The organism is Chryseobacterium tagetis (genome assembly GCF_016735585.2).
Taxonomy (GTDB): domain Bacteria; phylum Bacteroidota; class Bacteroidia; order Flavobacteriales; family Weeksellaceae; genus Chryseobacterium; species Chryseobacterium tagetis.
The window spans coordinates 296,059-315,014 of record NZ_JAERSE020000006.1 but is presented as its reverse complement, the minus strand read 5'-3'; the positions used below and the strand labels follow the sequence as shown (position 1 = coordinate 315,014).

Here is an 18,956-nt window from a genome sequence, read left to right as displayed (position 1 = left end):
AATTCAAATTGGATTTTAGAATATTTACTAAAAATATCGCTCGTCATTTTTTAAATTTAATAAACAATATTTTCATTTATTTTATTCTAAGTATAAAACCAATAAATTGTCTTATAAATCGCCAATAAAAAAGGATAGATAAAAATCCATCCTTTACATTTTTCAATTCGATTTCGGTTTATATAATTTATACATTAAAAATAAAAAAGCCAGCCATATCGGAATCAGAATCACCTGAATTTCCATCCCTGTAATACTCATTAATACTAAAATTAATAGCAAAAAAGCAATACAGATATAATTGGAGACCGGATAGAATATAGACGGGAATTTCAAATCAACACCCAATTTAATATTCTGTTTTTTAAATTTCAAATGGGTATAACAAATCATCAGCCAATTGATAATCAAGGTAGAAACAACTAAAGCCATCAAATATTCAAAAGCTTTTTCAGGAACCAGCTTATTGATGATAATACAAATTCCGGCAAAACAAGATGAAATGAGAATCGCATTTGTAGGAACGCTGCTTTTGTTTAATTTCGTTAAAAATTTCGGAGCGTTGCCTTGTTGTGCCAATCCGAAAAGCATTCGGCTATTGCTATAGACACTGCTGTTATACACTGATAAAGCAGCTGTCAATACGATTAAATTAAGCACATTAGCGATCAAAACATTGAACTGGATGACTTTTCCAAACATTGTAAATTCCAATCCATTTAAGTTTTGGAAAACCATAACAAATGGGCTTGTTCCTTCTGTAATTTCTCTCCACGGACTTAATGAGAATAAAATAACCAATGCCCCCACATAAAAAATCAGAATTCTATAAATTACTTGGTTGGTTGCCTTAGGAATTGTTTTTTCAGGATTTTTAGCTTCTGCCGCAGTAATTCCTATTAATTCCAACCCTCCAAATGAGAACATAATCATCGCCATGGCAGAGAAAAGTCCGGAATAGCCATTGCCGTCTTTATTAAAAAATCCTTTCGGGAAAAACCCGCCATCATTCCACAAATTAGAAATACTGGCCTTTTCACCTCCAGTTCCGCTTATCAATAAATAAATCCCAAAAACAATCATAGCAACAATCGCCACCACTTTGATGATAGAAAACCAAAATTCAGTCTCTCCATATACTTTTACTGAAGCAAGGTTTAAAGCATTGATCACAATAAAAAAGAATAAACTTGAAACCCAGAGTGGAATTTCGGGCCACCAAAAGTGAACGTAATGACCAATAGCCGTAAGCTCCGCCATACTGACCAAAATATAAAGAATCCAATAATTCCAACCGGAAGCAAAGCCTGGAAAACTTCCCCAATATTTATATGCGAAATAACTAAAACTTCCTGAAACCGGCTCCTGAACTACCATTTCTCCTAGTTGCCGCATGATAAAGAAAGCGATAATACCTGCCAAAGCATAGCCTAAAATAACCGACGGACCTGCCAATACCGCAGCCGGACCAATTCCCAAGAAAAGTCCTGTACCGATAGCTCCTCCAAGAGCAATTAACTGAATATGGCGGTTAGTAAGCCCTCTAACCAGAGAATCTTTTTGTTCTCCTTTATTTTCATTGTTCATTCATAAAAAATATGGGTCTAAATATATAAAAACTTTCTCTCCGGGGATAGCTCAGGATAGTTATAAAATGATCTCATTTTCATCATATCGTTTTGATTTAATCACAAATCAGCAAAAGAAACTAAACTTAATAGTCTATTCATGCTTGATTAACACTAATATCCTAATCTTGCAAAAATTTTTACAATGAAAAAAATAGTACTATTTATAATTTTTGCAACAGGATTAGCAAAGGCCCAGAACACGACCAATCATGTTGTTTTGATAAGTGTTGATGGTCTAAGACCAGAATTTTATTTAAACCCTGAATGGTCGATGGTAAATCTGAGACAAATGATGAAAAAAGGAGCTTATGCGAATGGTGTTAGAGGTTCTTTTCCTACCGTTACCTACCCTTCACACACAACGATTGTAACTGGAGTTTTACCTTCAAAACACGGAATTTATTATAATACTCCGGTGCAGCCTTTAGGAATAACGGGAGAATGGTTTTGGTTTTATAAGGATATTAAAGTTCCTACAATTTTCAGTGTTGCTAAAGAAGCCGGACTTACCACTGCCGGTGTAAGCTGGCCGGTAACGGTAGGAGCACCGATCACCTACAATTTACCGGAATATGTTTATCTTCCTAAAAATAAAGGAGAGAAAAAAGATGAGGTAAAAGCAATGAGCATGGAATCTACTCCGAAAGAGCTTTTTCAGGAGGTTCAGGATTATGCAGTAGGTAAATTTGGAGAATATGGAGCAAGTTTAGATTATGCAGTGAGTGATCAGAATAAAGCAAGAATGGCTGCTTATATTTTAAAGAAATATAAACCTTCATTTTTAGCACTTCACATTGCTGCAACCGATCATTTTGAACATGAGGAAGGTAGAGAAGGTGACAAAGTGCGTTCTGCCGTAGCAGGAGCAGATGTTGCTATTAAAACTTTAATCGATGCAGCAACAACGGCCGGAATAGGAGAAAATACCACATTCATTATAACCGGAGATCACGGTTTTGTAGATATCCACACTCAATTCAATCCTAATGTGATGTTGGCAAAAGCAGGATTATACAACAGTGATAAAAAGGAAAACTGGAAAGCCTACTTTCAGGCAAGCGGAGGTTCTGCATTTTTACACCTGAGAAATCCTAATGATAAAAATACCTTAAACAAAGTCAACGAACTTTTAAACAATCTTCCAGAAGGATACAAAAAAATGTTTCATGTACTGAACAAAGAACAGATTGCAGAAGCTAAAGGAGATCCTACAGCATCTTTGGCTTTAGCCGCTTATCAGGGAATAAGCTTTGGCGCTACTGCAACAGGAGAATTATTAAAAGCGGCAGACGGAGGAACACACGGTTACCTACCAACTGATTTCAAAGAGATTCAAACAGGATTTGTCGCTTTTGGAAAAGGGATCAAACCAGGAACAGTACTTCCTTTAATGGGGCAAGAAGATATCGCTCCGTTAATTGCTTATTTATTAAATCTGAATTTAAAAACAGACGGAATTCTTTATCCGGGATTACTGACCAAATAATAATTTCAATATAATAATAAAAGGCTGCCTCATTTGAAGCAGCCTTTTTATTTTTTGTTGAATAAAGATTTACAAATATTCCTTCGGAATCTCCATCCCGTTTTTCTTCATATACTCTACCAGATCATTATATTTCCCTTCAAAATTATTTCCGCACTTATGAGAGATGCTGCAGATATCAGAAGGCTTAATTTCTAAAATATCAGAAATTTTAGTAAGAACTTCAAAGTTAATCTTCACCTTAGCATTCTCAATATCCGAGTATGCTTTTTGAGAAATCCCCATCTCAAAAGCCATATATTCCTGAGTAAAATCTCTTTCTCTCCGTATTTTCCTGATATTTTGTCCGCACACTTTCATCACTTTTGCTTTTAGTAGTTTTCAGTATATTTTAGAAGTATATCTATTAGACTTACACAAAGTTAGTGAATACCTTTGGCAAAACATTATTACACTACATGATATTTAAAACGCAAGCCGAAAATTTGCTCAAAAAAGCTTCTGTTTTAAAGTAAAATATCACCTCAGTACAACACATAGGAATTATGGAGACGCAAAAATTTAATTATGACAATAATATTGTCAGAGCATTCCTCTATGCTACAATTGCATTCGGTTTAGTCGGTTTTTTACTCGGGCTTACCGCTGCACTGATGCTTTTTTATCCTGAACTTCCGGAATTTTTGTTCGGAACAGATGACACCACCATTAAAAGTTTAGCATCTGGAAATATTCAGGGATTGATTAATACACAAGGAGCCTTAGGCTTCGGAAGGATCAGAATGCTGCATACGAGCGCGGTAATTTTTGCTTTTGTCTGTAATTCCTTTTTCTGTGGTGCTTATTACAGCATGCAGAGATTGCTCAAAACAAGAATGTACAGCGATACATTATCCTGGGTACATTTCTGGACATGGCAGATTATGATTGTCAGCGTAGTGATTACATTCTTAATGGGAATTAACACATCTAAGGAATATGCAGAACACGAATGGCCAATTGATATTTTAATTACGGTTTCTTGGGTTGTTTTCGGGATCAATATGTTCGGAACCATTGCCAAAAGAAGAGTAAGACACTTATATGTTGCCATCTGGTTTTTCATCGGAACGTGGATTGCCGTAGCGATGCTTCATATCTTCAACAACCTTGAAGTTCCAATATCATTCACAAGCTGGAAATCATATTCAATCTATGCAGGAGCAAAAGATGCTTTAGTACAGTGGTGGTATGGTCACAATGCAGTAGCTTTCGTATTAACGACTCCGGTTTTAGGTTTGATGTATTATTTCTTACCAAAAGCTGCAGACAGACCGGTTTTCTCTTATAAACTGTCTATTATCCACTTCTGGTCACTGATCTTCGTTTACCTTTGGGCAGGGCCACATCACTTGCAATATACAGCACTTCCGGCTTGGGCTCAAGCGGTGGGAACAGGTTTCTCTATCATGCTGATTGCACCGTCTTGGGGAGGAATGCTGAACGGACTCCTAACGTTGAGAGGAGCCTGGGATAAAGTAAGAGATAATCCTATTCTTAAATTCTTCGTAGTAGCCGTAACCTGTTATGGAATGGCAACGTTTGAAGGACCTCTTTTAGCAACCAAATCTTTAAATAAAATCGGGCACTTCACAGACTGGGTAATTGGTCACGTACATATCGGTGCACTTGGATGGAATGGCTTTATGGCTTTCGGGATCATCTATTACCTGATTCCTGTAATGTGGAGAACCGAATTATGGTCTAAAAAATTAGCTAACTGGCATTTCTGGTTAGGAACTTTAGGAATTATTTTCTATGCCGTACCTATGTACATCTCAGGATTTACTCAGGGATTGATGTGGAAACAATTCAATCCGGACGGAACATTATTATGGAAAAACTGGTTAGACACCGTTACTGCAATCATTCCGTATTACAAAATGAGATTTTTAGGCGGGTTATTCTATCTTTCAGGAGCCATCTTAATGGTTGTAAACGTTATTGCTACCGTAAGAAAAGGATCATTCCAGAAAAATGTACCTGCAGAAGCTCCTGCTTTGGCCAATATCGGAACGACAAGAAAAGAAGGTGAAGGACTTCACTTATGGCTGGAAAGAACACCTAAATTATTATCAATATTAGCATTCATCACTATTGCTATCGGTGGTTTAGTAGAGATCATTCCGACATTAACTTTAAAACAGAGTGTACCAACGATTACTGCAGTAAAACCTTACTCTCCATTAGAACTGGAAGGAAGAGATTTATATATCCGCGAAGGCTGTAACGCCTGTCACTCACAGATGATACGTCCGTTCAGAGATGAAATCGTAAGGTTTGAAGGGAAAAACGGACAGTACTCAAAAGCAGGAGAATTCGTATATGACAGACCGTTCCTTTGGGGATCAAAAAGAACCGGACCGGATTTGCACAGAGAAGGAGGAAGAAATCCAGATTCATGGCATTTCAAACATATGTATAACCCAAGAATTACCTCAGCAGGATCTATTATGCCACGTTTTCCTTGGTTAATTACAAACAAACTGAACAAAACACAAATGGTGGACAAAATGAAACTGATGAAAAACTATTTCGATGTTCCTTACACAAAAGCAGAAATAGATTCCGCCAATCAATGGGCAAATAATCAGGCTGCAGGAATTGTAAAAAGAATTTATTCCGAAGCTACTGATGTGAAAGAACAGATTGAAAAAGACAGAGCTGCAAAAGGAGCAACCTTTGTTCCGCTTGAACAAAGAGAGATTGTCGCAATGATAGCTTATCTGCAAAGATTGGGAACAGATATCAAAACCACTCAGATTCAAACTGCAAGCGTAGAATAATTTAAATTGTAATGAAAATGAAAACAAGAACTCCAATTTCCATATATATCCTTGTCACACTAGGTTTGACGATCATGGCGTTCGAAATGTTCGCCCCCGATTCAGGATATTTTTCTTCGCCTTTCTTTTGGGGATTGATGCTGATCGCGATTATTCTTCTTTTGATCATGAATTCGCTTGGAGACTTAATTGAAAATCAGAATTTCACCAAATTATCAGCTGAAGAAAAAGCAGAATATTTAAAAGATAAAAACACTCCTTATTTTCAAAAACTTTGGAATTCTGCATTCAAAAAACAATCTGCTACAGAAGAAAAAGATATTCTGATCGATCATGGGTTTGACGGAATCACAGAACTTGACAACTCACTTCCAAAATGGTGGATTGGTTTATTTTATTTCGGATGTATTTTCTGCGCCGTTTATCTTACAGCTTTTGCTTTTACAGACTACGCTCATCCGGAAGCAGAATTAAATCATGAAACAAAAACAATGCTTGCTTCTATTGAAGAATATGAAAAAACAGCTCCACAGGTAACTCTTGAAACCGCAAAATACAGTGCTGACAACATTGCTGAAGGTCAGGAATTATTTAAAACCAATTGCGTGACCTGTCATGGTGATAATGGTAAAGGAGGAATTGGTCCCAATTTAACAGATACACACTGGATTAATGTACACCAAAAAAGTTTATTCAAAAACGTGATCTGGATGCTTGAAAACGGTTCGCCAAACAATCCAACGATGCGACCTTTCATTAAAGAAGGAACCATTACAGGAAGAGATGCTGAAAAAATTGCAGCTTATGTTTATCACATCAATCAGGAAACCGCTCCTATTACTCCAGCACAAGGTGGTGCCACTCCGCAAGGTGAAGAAGTAAAATGGGAGAACGGAAACGATTAATAAAAATTATTATCTCAACATACATACAAACCATGCCAAGCCCCCTTTAATGAACTAAACTAACATTTTAATTTTCATTTTTGCTAACCTTTTCAACCAAAAAAAATGATAAAAAGGGGGCTTTTAAAAAACAGAAAATCCGCGCCTTGACTGTCTTTATCAACTAATTCACTTGACGACAACTAAACTTAAATTCCATAAAAAGGCAGTCAAGGCAGGGTTTTTGTATTCACAAAAGAGTATCACTGCAGATAGATAATAAATTCGTATTATTATATTTGTCTAAAACCGAATCACTCTTGAAACTGAAAATCAATAAAAGAAAGCTCTTAAGGCGATTCCTGATAACCATTATTTCCATAGTGGTTTTTCTTATCCTGCTCATTTTTAGTTTAAAGCTTCCGGCTGTTCAAAACTTTATTAAGGATAAATTAGTCGTCTATCTTGAAAAGAAAATCAAAACAAAAGTAAGCCTCGAAAGGGTTTACATTGGATTTCCAAACAGTCTTGTTATGGAAAATTTGTATTTAAAAGGACAGGATGTCGACACGCTTCTGGCGGTACGGAAACTTGATGTTGGGTTAAATATGCTTAAGCTCATCAATTCCAAAGCAGACATTACTTCTGTGGATCTGGAAGGAACCAGGGCAAATGTAGTGAGGAAACCGGACGGAAAATTCAACTTCGATTATATTATTGATGCTTTTGCAACCAGTGATAAAGAAGAAAGCTCGTCGAAGCCGTTCATTATTTCTTTAGATAAAATTAAATTAAAAGATATTGGCGTTACTTTCAACGACCAGCAATCCAAAAATGATATAAAACTTTACTTTACATCTTTTGAAACAAGGGTAAAAACCTTTGATTTAAACAACAACAAATACGCCGTTAATGACATTAATCTTGACGGATTAAAGCTAAAACTGAAACAGGATCTCGTAGAAGAGGTTTCCAAAAAAGTTGAAAAGAAAGTCGATTCTCTTAATAACAAAAAGCCGATGCAGATTGGATTAAGAGGAATAAAACTTACCAATTTCGACATCGATTACGGCGACGACAATACTAAAACCTTCGCAAAAGTCCTGTTCAAAGAACTCAGTACAAAAGTCAACAAGCTTGATCTGGAAAACAACGCCTATAATGTAGATAATGTTTTCCTTTCAGGTGCAGACATCAATGCCAATCTTTACCTTCCGGCTCAGAACGCGAATCCGAAAAAAAGCAAAGAACCTGAAGTTTCCAAAGTAACGGATAAAGAAAAAGCAATGAGTCTTTTGCTTGGAAAGCTGGTTTTAAACGATGTAAAAGTTGTGTACAACAATACCGCAATTGCTCCTACAAAACAGGGAATGGATTTCAATCACATGAATTTCTCGAAAATGAATGTAGAGGTAAGAAGTTTCAAAATGCAGAACAACACTTTTGCAGGAACCGTGAACTCAGCAGAAATTCAGGAAGCTAAAGGACTGGATATTCAAAAATTCAATACGGATTTCGTCTATAATGAGAAAGAAGCTTATTTAAAAGATCTTTACCTGCAAACTCCAAAAACATTATTGCGCGATGAGGTCATTTTAAATTATAATTCGATCGAGCAGCTAAGTTCCAATTTGGGAGCTGTAAAAATTGCAGCCAATATCAAAGATTCCAGAATTGGTTTTTCAGATATTTTAAATTTGGTTCCTACTTTAAAAAATACCGTTCCTTTCAATAAATATCCAAATGCAGTTTTAAATGTTAATGCTAATGTAAAAGGAAGCGTCAACGATTTATTGATCAACAATCTTAAAGTTTCAGGCTTAGATCAGCTGAGAGTTGCCGCATCAGGAAGAATCAGAAATGCGATGAATCCTGATCAATTATATTATGATTTAAGGATTACAGAATTATCTTCATCTGCAAAGACGATTTTCAATTTAGTTCCGAAAAATACAATTCCTTCCAACATTTCTCTTCCTTCCACTATGAGCATCAAAGGAACGGCAAAAGGAACCACTAAAGTAATTGATGCCAATCTGAACCTCTACTCCAGTCTCGGAAATGCCGCTGTGATTGCTAAAGTGGATATGCGTAGAAAAAATCATGAATTGTATGATGTAAAAGCCAACCTTCAGGGATTACAGATCGGGAAGATCATTCAGAGTAAAGATATCGGTGCAATTTCAGCACAGATTTATGCTAAAGGAGAAAGTTTTGATTTTAAAAATGCAAAAGCAGATATAAAAGGACACGTTGCATCGGCAGTTTACAAAGGCTACCGTTACCAAAACATGAACCTTACAGGAAAAATAAACCATGGAGCCTACAACATCGTTTTAAACTCAAAAGATCCGAATGCTCATCTTATGCTGACCGCTTCCGGAGTGTACAACGAAAAAAATCCTACGGTAAAAATAAATGGAGAAGTCATAAAACTGGATGTCAACAAACTTGGCTTCTATGAAAAGCCGATGATCATTGCAGGAAAAATAGACGGAGATTTCACCAATCTGGATCCGGACAATCTGAATGGTTATTTAAATTTAAAAGATTTTGCCTTCTCAGATACCAAAGAAGTCTATCCTGTGCAGGAAGTGAATTTACAAGCTTCTTCAACAAACGATTCTACTAATATCGTTCTTAATTCGCAGGTTGCAGATGTAGAACTGAAAGGAAAATATAAACTGACACAGATTTTTGGTTCTTTATCGAATACCATCAATCAGTATTATCAGTTCCAAAAGCCAGGAAAAGCTCAGAAAATTCAACAGGGACAGTTTTTCACTTTTAATGCAAAAATTAAAAATGATGATATCATCAGAAAATTTGTTCCGGATCTGAAGAGTTTTGAGACCATTAATCTGACCGGAAATTATGATGCAGATTCTCAGAAAATTGAAATCGACGGACAGATTCCGCAGCTTCTGTATGGTGAAAACTCCATTGAAAACGCAACCTTAAAAGTCACCAACGAAAATCAGGCGTTGCAGTATAATCTGTATGTTGCAGGGTTAAAAAGCTCAAGTTTTGCTTTAAATAAAGTGAATATCGGAGGTGATGTTTCAAACAACATCATCAATTACAATATTACCACGAAGGATCAAAAAGATGTGACCCAGTTCCTGATCGCCGGAAATGCAAAATCATTGAATGATATCACAGAAATATCTTTAAATCCGGATGGATTAAAATTAAATTACACTGACTGGACGGTAGGTGAAGGAAACAAAATCCAAATTAGCAGCAAAGGAATTCTGGCAGATAACTTCAGACTTTCAAATGGAGGAAGCGAGATCCTATTGCAGTCGGAATCTCAATCTCCGAATGCTCCTTTAAATGTTTCTCTAAAAGATTTTAAGATTGAAACCATTACGGAATTAATTAAAAAAGATACTGTTCTGGCTAAAGGAACCATCAACGGAACAGCCCAGTTGAGAGATCTGACGAAAAAAATGTCTTTCACTTCAGATTTAAATATTTCAGATTTGATCGTTTATGGAAATCCTGTCGGAAATCTTGCCGTAAAAGTCAACAACAATTCTCCCAACCTGCTGAATGCTGATGTTGTACTTTCAGGAAATAATAATGATGTGAGAATTCTGGGAGATTATAATATTTCTTCCAGCACATTTGATCTGAATATGGCGATCAATCAGTTACAGATGAAATCCGCTCAGGGATTCTCTATGAATGCGATTACCAATACGGAAGGTTATATTTCAGGAAATCTTAAGATCACAGGAACAACTGATAAACCCAACATCTTAGGAAAAGTCAAATTCAATGATGTAGGGCTTGAAATTGCCAAAACAGGAAGTGATTTCAGAAAGCTGAATGATGAGATCGACTTTACCAATCGAGGTATTGAATTCGATAATTTCAAAATCAATGATAAAGACGGAAATTCTTTGAAAATCAACGGACAGGTTCTTACCCAGACGTATAGAGATTTTGCATTCAATTTAGATGTGAGTGCCAAAGATTTCAAAGCGGTAAATTCAGAAAAATCGAACGATGCCATTATGTACGGAATATTGGCGATTGATGCAAATCTTCATATCCGTGGTGATCTGGATCTTCCAAAAGTGGACGGAAGACTTAATGTTTCTGAGGCTACAGATTTTTCATTTGTACTTCCTCAGTCGAGTCCTTCATTACAGGAAAGAGACGGAATTGTAGAATTCATCGATCAGGATCAGGTAGTTCTTAATAAAACCGTTAAAGCGGATTCTCTGAATGCAGAAAGCCGCATCAAGGGAATGGATGTAAGCGTAAATATAGAAGTAAGCAAGGAAGCCAAACTTTCTATTATTATTGATAAAGCAAATGGGGATTTTGTAAAACTTCAAGGAGAAGCTGAGTTAACCGGCGGAGTAGATCCATCCGGAAAAACTACACTTGTCGGCGTATATCAGGTAGAATCGGGAGCGTATGAAATGTCTGTAAGTTTACTGAAACGTAAATTCGACATTCAAAAAGGAAGCACCATTACCTGGACCGGAGAACCGACCACGGCAATACTTGACATTACCGCCATTTACAAAACCGAAACAGCTCCTATTGATCTGGTGGAACAGCAATTAAATACAGATTCTCCGGCGGAGCTCAATCAGTATAAGCAAAGAATCCCTTTCAATACATTATTGATTATGAAAGGAGAACTGCTGAAACCGGAAATTACATTTGATATTACCACCGATAAGAAAAACAATGCCGTTTCATCTGCTGTTACTGAAACCATAGATCAGAAACTAGCACAGCTAAGAACCCAGGAATCGGAAATGAACAAACAGGTTTTTGCATTGCTATTACTAAACCGTTTCATTGGTGAAAATCCTTTTGAATCCAGTGCAGGAATGTCCGGTGAAATGATCGCCAGACAAAGTGTGAGTAAGCTTCTTTCTCAGCAGCTAAATAATCTTGCTTCTGATCTGATAAAAGGAGTAGATCTGAATTTTGATCTTGAATCCTCAGAAGATTATTCAACCGGAAACAAAAATACCAGAACAGACCTGAATGTAGGAGTAAGTAAAAAACTACTGAATGACCGTCTGAAAGTTTCTGTAGGAAGTAATTTCGCATTGGAAGGAGAAGCCCGTGAAAATGAAAACATGACCAATATTGCCGGAAATGTAACGGTAGACTACAGCCTTTCCAAAGATGGAAGATATATGCTTCGTGCTTACCGTAAAGATGAATATCAGGTGGCTCTTCAGGGGCAGATTATAGAAACCGGCGTAGGATTTATTATCACATTGGATTATGATAAATTCCGTGATATTTTCAAAAAATCTAAAGAGAAAAGAGTCAAAGAAAATAAAAAGGATAAGGCGGTAGAATTCAAATAAAAAAATATTTAAACTTTTATTTAACCACAAAAGTCACAAAAGATTTAGCTATTGGCATTTTAATTATATCAATACATTGTAAATAAGAGCACATAAGTTTTTAAAAATCTTTGGTTTTTATTCTTTTGAGAACTTTTATTTTTTAATAATACATTTTCAAATAGCTTTTGCCTCTTTTGTGGTTAATTTTAAAACAGCAAACACGTTCAAATAATGAAAAATAAACTCTCCATATATTTCAGGTATTTATGCGCTTCAGGTTTTGCAGCGACGAGTCTTTCCTGCAGCAATACAAAATTTCTGAAAGAAGGACAGATGCTTTACACCGGAGCGGAAGTAAAAATAGAAAACGATTCCCTTTCAAAAAAAGAAAGAAAAGAGCTTAAGACTGCTTTGGAAGCCAACCTCACTCCAAAGCCTAACTCTACGTTTTTAGGATTGCGGCCTAAACTATACTTCTATAATATCGCCAAAGAACCTAAAAAGGAAAAAGGGTTCAATTACTGGCTGAAATATAAAATGGGGGAAAAGCCCGTTTTACTGGGAGATGTAGATCGTGAATTCAACAAAGACATTATTGAAAATTATTCCGAAAACAAAGGATACTTTAATGCAAGAGCGACCTATGACACGGTTTCTAAAAATAAAAAAGCACAGGTTATCTATACTTTAAGACCAGGTTCAAGATATTTAATAAGCAATGTTAAATTTCAGAAAGATTCTTCATTAGTCAATAAGGAAATTCAGAATTTAACGAATAAAACCTTCCTGAAACCCAACCGACCGTTTGATCTGGATGTGATTAAAAATGAAAGGGAAAGAATTGATAATGGGCTTAAGGAAAAAGGATTTTATTATTTCCATCCTGATAATATCATCGTTCAGGCCGACAGTACCATCAGCAAAAATCATAAGGTAGAGCTTAATGTAAAACTGAAAGACAACACTCCGGATCTTTCGACACAGCAGTTCAGTATTGATAAGGTGATTGTATTCCCGACCTACAATATTCAGGATGTAAGAGACGGGAAATATCATATCCCGATGAATCCAGATTCTCTCTCCGGATATGCCTATAAGGATATTTATGTTGTGGATCCGCAGCACAAGTTCAAACCGAAGATTTTTGACAGGGCTTTATACTTTAAAAAAGGAGATCTATACAACCGTACCAATCATAATCTTACCTTAAACCGACTGATCAGTTTAGGCGTTTTTAAATTCGTGAAAAATGAATTTATCACCTCAGATTCTCTGCAGCATAAATTTGATGCGTATTATCTTTTAACGCCCAGAGAAATACAGTCTCTTCGGTTAGAAGCTTTAGGAAGAACCAATTCGGCCAATTATGCAGGAAGTGAATTAAATCTCAACTGGACGCACCGGAATTTCTTCAAAGGAGCAGAACAGTTCAAAGCGGCTATTTACGGAGCTTTCGATTTCCAGATGGGAGGTCCTGAAAATGCTAAAAACCTGTTCAGAGCCGGAACGAGTGTTCAGCTTTCAATCCCGAGAATTGTTGCACCGTTCAGGTTCAACTCTTCGAGTGCTTTTGTTCCGAGAACGAATATTACTTTAGGCTACGAGTTCCAGAACCGTACAGAATATTATACTTTAAATAACTTCACAGGTTCCTTCGGATATCTGTGGAAAGAGAATGCAAGAAAGGAACATGATTTAAAAATTATTGACATTACGTATGTTTCCCCGGCAAAGGTCACAGAATTGTATAAGGAAATGGCCGAAAAAAGTGATGCTCTGGAGAGAGTTGTAACCAAGCAATTAATCTTCGGGCCTACTTATTCCTATACCTACACCAATACCATGCTGTCTAAACCCACCACCATTTATTATAAAGGAACATTGGATCTGGCAGGAAATATAACAGGCTTGGTGACCGGTGCGAATGTAGAGAAAGGTAAAGAGAAAACTATTTTCGGGGTTCCGTTCAGCCAATATGCAAAGATTGAAAATGATTTCAGGCTGTATCATAAGTTCACCGAAAAGACCTCTTTAGCAACCAGATTTATTGCAGGGCTGGCTTATCCGTACGGAAACTCTGAGCATATTCCTTTTTCAAAACAGTTTTTCTCCGGAGGTAGCAACAGTGTGAGAGCGTTCCGTGCCAGAACCTTAGGACCCGGAAGTTTTGACCCGAGAACGATTCAGCAAGGCTATTATTTTGATCAGTCCGGTGATATTAAATTAGAATTGAATGCAGAATACCGTGCTAATCTTTATAAGTTTTTAAATGTTGCCGTTTTTGCCGATGCCGGAAATGTATGGCTCATCAATGAAGATACCGACAGACCGGGAGCCAAATTTTCAAAAGATTTTTTAAGTGAAGTTGCCGTAGGAGCCGGAGTCGGTTTAAGACTAGATTTCTCTATTCTGATTTTAAGATTAGATCTTGCCATGCCACTGAGAGTTCCTTATTATGAAAAAAATGAAAGATGGACGTTCGATAAAATAAATTTTGGTGATGCAAGCTGGAGAAAAGACAATCTTATCCTGAATATTGCCATCGGATATCCTTTCTAGTTGTATGTATAATTAATCCCGATACTGGTATGATAAAAAATATAAGATTTTTCTGGGAAGTGGTAAAAGAAACATTCTCAGCATGGAATAACTCTTCGGCCTCCAAAGATTCTGCGAGTCTGGCCTATTACGCTATATTTTCCATTCCGGGGTTATTAATTATTATCATCTGGATTGCCGGATATTTTTTGGGAGAAGAAGCAATACGCGGAGAAATAAGCAATCAGATTAGCGGATTAATGGGTGCCGATGCTGCCAAAAGTGTGGAAAATATGATTGCTGGTGCTTTAATAGACAAGCAAAATATTTTCATGAAAATCATAGGAATCGGGTCATTGGTATTTGGTTCCACTACCCTTTTCTTTCAGCTTCAGCATTCTTTAAATACGCTTTGGGATGTGGAAGCTGCGCCTAAAAAAGCGATCGTAAAGTTTTTACTGGACAGAGCCAACTCATTAGGAATGATCTTAATTCTCGGCTTCCTGCTTATGGTGACTATGATCCTGTCTTCTTTAATCAGTATTTTCAACAAATTCATCACCGACTATTTTGGGCTTGAAACCTATATGTTGGTGGAATTAATCAATTTTGCCATTGGCTTCGGGATCGTGATGCTTCTATTTGCCCTGATGTTCAAAGTGCTTCCGGATGTAGAGATCAGCTGGAAATCGGTCTGGAAAGGAGCCTTGCTTACCACCATTCTTTTTACGCTGGGGAAATTTTTATTAAGCCTCTATTTCGGAACAGCCAAACCTACTTCGGCATTCGGGACCGCCGGAACCGTCATTTTGATTATGATGTGGATTAACTATTCCTGCATGCTGGTGTTTTTCGGGGCAGAGTTCACCAAAGTGTATACGTATAAAAAAGGCTACAAAATTGTTCCTTCCAAACACGCCAAATGGAGCAATGCCAAGCTGTATGAAGACAGCCAGCATCAAAATACGCCCACGTAAGTCCAGAAATATCTTTTTAAAATCATATTGAATGGAAACGCGATATGAAAGTTTTTGATAAAGGCATTATCAGATAATACAAAGATCTCAAAAAGATAAAGACCATAGATTTTTATCCTTTTGAGGTCTTTTTCAGTAGAATGATAAATTTTAAAATATCCTTTTCTCTTTTGTGACTTTTGTGGTTATAGATTACCAATAACAAAGGCAACACACCATCTCCGTATGATACATACGGATGCTTTACAGAAAAGATGAAGACCTTTTACAAAAAAGCTCAAGAGGTTTTATGAAAAAGATGAAGAGGTTTTCTCCAAAACCTCTTGAGCTTTTTATAGATCTTTCTGTAAGGAACAAAAAACAGTTTTTATTTTCACAGTCAATTTATTATCAAAACATTAGTCTGCCTTTATCTTTTTGTAATATTATACATGTCATTTTACTGATATATGCACATCAATGCCCCAATATATACGCATGAATTAAATAATTTATACGGTATCTTAAAGCTGTCTTATAAATACATTCTTCAAAAAAACTCATCCACCTGCACCACTTTTTTTATCAAATTACGGAAACCCGTAATTGTATATTGCGTTTTTTTACCATATTTATCTCATTATTGTGGGTTAATAAAAAAACAGTATATTTAATCCACTAAAACACAACGCTTATGAAAACAAAAATTATTTCGTGGCTGTCGTACATGGCAGTCTTAGCCTTCCTGCTACAATCCTGTAGAAATGATGATCTCATTTCTCCCGCCGAAAAAGAAACTTCCCAAAATGCTTTGCTTAAAGAAGGAAGCTCCCTGAGCCTCTGGAAAGAAGACGAAACCTACATCCGCAAAGTACAAGAGGTATATGCGGAATATGCGAATGAAAACTACATTCGAAGCATCCACGGAACTATCTTGTGGCAATATGCCATGACGATGGATACCTTTAACGAAAGCTACCTTATAGCCCCGGTAGTAAAAGACGGAAAGGTGGTAAAAACATTAGAAGTATTCCGGGTAAAAAGCAAAGTGTATTTTCAGTTTTCGGATAAAGACCCGGAGGCCAACGACTTCTTTCAGACTCTTGTCTTTACGGAAAGAGAGAAGATAAGCGCCTCATCGGTCTCAGAAAATAAAGCAGGCACCATAACTACCACCGTATGCAAAAAATACATCCTTACCGTAGGGTATGTAGAAGGAGCAGGAGGTGAGCAATATCCTATACAGGAGACTAAAACCATCTGCAAATTTGTGGAAGTAGCTTTGCCAGCTTCTGACTGTCTGGGAGATGTAGATCCTGTAACAGGTGAATGCGGTGGCGGAGGTACCGGAGGAGCGGGAGGATATAACTACCCTGACCCGCCGGATACGGATGATGATCCTTGTGAAACACTGAAAAACCAAAATCTAAGTTTTGAATACAAAGAAAAAATGACTGAGCTTAAAAAAAATTCTGTATTAAGCCAAAAGAAAGAATCCGGCTATTCTGAAAGTAAAAGCGGACTTTTTACAAATTTGCTACAAGCAACTTCTACCGATGAATCAGATGGTTTGACGGTTCCTGTATCGCCAGATACCAAAGGCTATATTCATACTCATCTTAATGATTATGAAACAGGCGATGTGAATGTTGATGGATTACCCATAATAAAACAGCCCATCAGAATGTTTTCTCCTGCGGATGTTAATACCCTAATGACAATGGCTGAGATGGCTACCGATGGAGATTACAGCCAACTGTATGGGACAATGGTCTCCAGCTACGGAAACTACACCATTATGTTTACAGGTACTGCTTCAGATATAAAAACGGGATTTGGCACATCGCAATGGAGAGAAGACTATAAAAATTACAGAAAGCTACATGACAGATGGACTTTTGAAAAATTATTTCTTACTTTTCTAAAAGATAAAATGAACGTAGATGGTATTGAATTATACAAAATAAAATCCAATGGCATTGTACAGAAAAAAACATTAGATCCAAATAATAGTGTACAATCTAATGATTGTCCTCAATAATTAAAAAATAACGACAATGAAAAACAGATTATTTATATTCACATTTTTTTTAATGGTTATCTCATGTAAAGCACAGGTCATAGGAACGTTGGAACAATTTGAAGAGTGTTCGATGCGACCCAACCGTGACCAAGAAGGTTGCCCAGATCTTGATAATATCACATATGTAAAAGATACCAATAACAAACTTAATCAGTTTGTAGGAACATGGAAAGGTTCAGCCAATGGAAAGCAATATGAAATAAAATTAGAAAAGAAAATAAATTATAAAAATGATCCAAGTGATGATTTGAGCTGGGATAGAATTATTGGTAGAATACTAGTAAAAGATACTTCAGGAAATATTATTTATAATTCTATGAATAAACCAGATAATGAAACTTTCTTTTCTGGGTTTAATTTTCAACGTACAGTTTATGTGATGAGTTTTGTGGGCAATTATGATTGTCTAGAATCCGGTGATATATTTATTGAACTCAAAGTCAATACTCCTAATGAAATGACATTATTCTATTCTCAGGATAAAGATGGCCTTTTAAATCCTGCAAAATGTCCTAACTTTTCAACTTTTGTATCGTTATTACCAACTCAGAAAATGACACTAATAAAACAATAAACACAAACACCACTAGTATATTATTAGTGGTGTTTATTCTTAAAATACAAACAATGAAAAACAGATTATTTATATTCACATTATTCTTAATAATTATTTCTTGTAAAGCACAGGTAATAGGAACATTAGAACAATTTGAAGAGTGTGCAAGTCGTCCTAATCATGATGAAGGATGCCCAGATTTAGAGAACATTACTTACGTAAAAGATACTAACAATAGACTTGATCAATTTGTAGGAATTTGGAAAGGTACTTCTAATGGTAAACAATTTGAAATACATTTCGAAAAACAACTTCAATGGGGAGATGGTATAAAATGGGATAGAATTTTTGGAAGAATGATTATAAAAGATAATTCAGGAAACATTCTTTATAATTCATTAAATAAATCATTAACGGATACCGGTTTACTTAGAGGAGATAATTTTCAACATAGAAGCTATGTGATGAGTTTTGTGGGAAATTATGATTGTCTAGAATCCGGTGATGTATTTATTGAAACTAGAATCAACAACCCTAATGAAATGAAATTATTCTATTCTCAGGATAAAGACGGGCTTTTAAATCCTGCAAAATGTCCTAATTTTTCAACTTTTGTATCGTTATTACCTACTCAGAAAATGACATTGACAAAGCAATAAACTAAACC

Annotated in this window: 11 protein-coding genes; 9 read left to right on the top strand and 2 right to left on the bottom strand. The window is 36.2% G+C overall.

Features of this window, described 5'->3' with window-relative positions; translation table 11 throughout:
• Positions 1 to 162: 162 nt before the first annotated feature.
• Positions 163 to 1,587: an amino acid permease gene (locus JI747_RS20210; protein ID WP_225690787.1), complete on the bottom strand. Its 1,425-nt coding sequence runs from the start codon at positions 1,585 to 1,587 to the stop codon at positions 163 to 165.
• A 186-nt stretch (positions 1,588 to 1,773) separates the two neighbouring features.
• On the opposite strand from JI747_RS20210, the gene JI747_RS20205 reads away from it, so the two are divergent.
• The gene (locus JI747_RS20205) at positions 1,774 to 3,117 is read left to right on the top strand and encodes an alkaline phosphatase family protein (RefSeq protein WP_225690785.1); all 1,344 of its coding nucleotides are present in this window, start codon (positions 1,774 to 1,776) and stop codon (positions 3,115 to 3,117) included.
• Positions 3,118 to 3,186: 69 nt separating this feature from the next.
• Here JI747_RS20205 and JI747_RS20200 read toward each other — a convergent pair whose 3' ends face one another.
• The gene (locus tag JI747_RS20200) at positions 3,187 to 3,477 is read right to left on the bottom strand and encodes a helix-turn-helix domain-containing protein (protein ID WP_225690776.1); all 291 of its coding nucleotides are present in this window, start codon (positions 3,475 to 3,477) and stop codon (positions 3,187 to 3,189) included.
• Between the two features lie 185 nt (positions 3,478 to 3,662).
• Between JI747_RS20200 and ccoN the strand changes: the two genes are divergently transcribed.
• From ccoN to JI747_RS20160, 8 genes are all read left to right on the top strand, one after another.
• A complete protein-coding gene (gene ccoN / locus JI747_RS20195; protein ID WP_225690768.1) occupies positions 3,663 to 5,942 on the top strand; it encodes a cytochrome-c oxidase, cbb3-type subunit I in 2,280 nt (759 codons plus the stop codon).
• Between the two features lie 17 nt (positions 5,943 to 5,959).
• On the top strand, positions 5,960 to 6,847 hold the full coding sequence (locus JI747_RS20190) for a cbb3-type cytochrome c oxidase N-terminal domain-containing protein (protein ID WP_225690766.1): 888 nt from the start codon (positions 5,960 to 5,962) through the stop codon (positions 6,845 to 6,847).
• Between the two features lie 299 nt (positions 6,848 to 7,146).
• A complete protein-coding gene (locus JI747_RS20185) occupies positions 7,147 to 12,174 on the top strand; it encodes a translocation/assembly module TamB (RefSeq protein WP_225690764.1) in 5,028 nt (1,675 codons plus the stop codon).
• 213 nt (positions 12,175 to 12,387) lie between these two features.
• On the top strand, positions 12,388 to 14,715 hold the full coding sequence (tamL, locus tag JI747_RS20180; protein WP_225690754.1) for a translocation and assembly module lipoprotein TamL: 2,328 nt from the start codon (positions 12,388 to 12,390) through the stop codon (positions 14,713 to 14,715).
• Between the two features lie 29 nt (positions 14,716 to 14,744).
• Entirely contained in the window at positions 14,745 to 15,671 is a 927-nt protein-coding gene (locus tag JI747_RS20175) for a YihY/virulence factor BrkB family protein (RefSeq protein ID WP_225690752.1), read from the top strand.
• A 673-nt stretch (positions 15,672 to 16,344) separates the two neighbouring features.
• Positions 16,345 to 17,691 carry a hypothetical protein gene (locus tag JI747_RS20170; protein ID WP_225690750.1) on the top strand — a complete coding sequence of 449 codons (1,347 nt, stop codon included), beginning with the start codon at positions 16,345 to 16,347 and terminating at the stop codon, positions 17,689 to 17,691.
• Between the two features lie 16 nt (positions 17,692 to 17,707).
• Positions 17,708 to 18,307 carry a DUF6705 family protein gene (locus JI747_RS20165; protein WP_225690748.1) on the top strand — a complete coding sequence of 200 codons (600 nt, stop codon included), beginning with the start codon at positions 17,708 to 17,710 and terminating at the stop codon, positions 18,305 to 18,307.
• A gap of 53 nt (positions 18,308 to 18,360) precedes the next feature.
• Positions 18,361 to 18,948 (top strand): DUF6705 family protein, encoded by a 588-nt coding sequence (locus JI747_RS20160; RefSeq protein ID WP_225690746.1) that lies wholly within the window; start codon positions 18,361 to 18,363, stop codon positions 18,946 to 18,948.
• Positions 18,949 to 18,956 lie beyond the last annotated feature (8 nt).

Bases quoted from the DNA above. Each gene is read 5' to 3' on its own strand.
- JI747_RS20210 (WP_225690787.1), bottom strand. From the start codon at position 1,587: ATGAACAATGAAAATAAAGGAGAACAAAAAGATTCTCTGGTTAGAGGG.
- JI747_RS20205 (WP_225690785.1), top strand. From the start codon at position 1,774: ATGAAAAAAATAGTACTATTTATAATTTTTGCAACAGGATTAGCAAAG.
- JI747_RS20200 (WP_225690776.1), bottom strand. From the start codon at position 3,477: ATGAAAGTGTGCGGACAAAATATCAGGAAAATACGGAGAGAAAGAGAT.
- ccoN (WP_225690768.1), top strand. From the start codon at position 3,663: ATGGAGACGCAAAAATTTAATTATGACAATAATATTGTCAGAGCATTC.
- JI747_RS20190 (WP_225690766.1), top strand. From the start codon at position 5,960: ATGAAAACAAGAACTCCAATTTCCATATATATCCTTGTCACACTAGGT.
- tamL (WP_225690754.1), top strand. From the start codon at position 12,388: ATGAAAAATAAACTCTCCATATATTTCAGGTATTTATGCGCTTCAGGT.
- JI747_RS20175 (WP_225690752.1), top strand. From the start codon at position 14,745: ATGATAAAAAATATAAGATTTTTCTGGGAAGTGGTAAAAGAAACATTC.
- JI747_RS20170 (WP_225690750.1), top strand. From the start codon at position 16,345: ATGAAAACAAAAATTATTTCGTGGCTGTCGTACATGGCAGTCTTAGCC.
- JI747_RS20165 (WP_225690748.1), top strand. From the start codon at position 17,708: ATGAAAAACAGATTATTTATATTCACATTTTTTTTAATGGTTATCTCA.
- JI747_RS20160 (WP_225690746.1), top strand. From the start codon at position 18,361: ATGAAAAACAGATTATTTATATTCACATTATTCTTAATAATTATTTCT.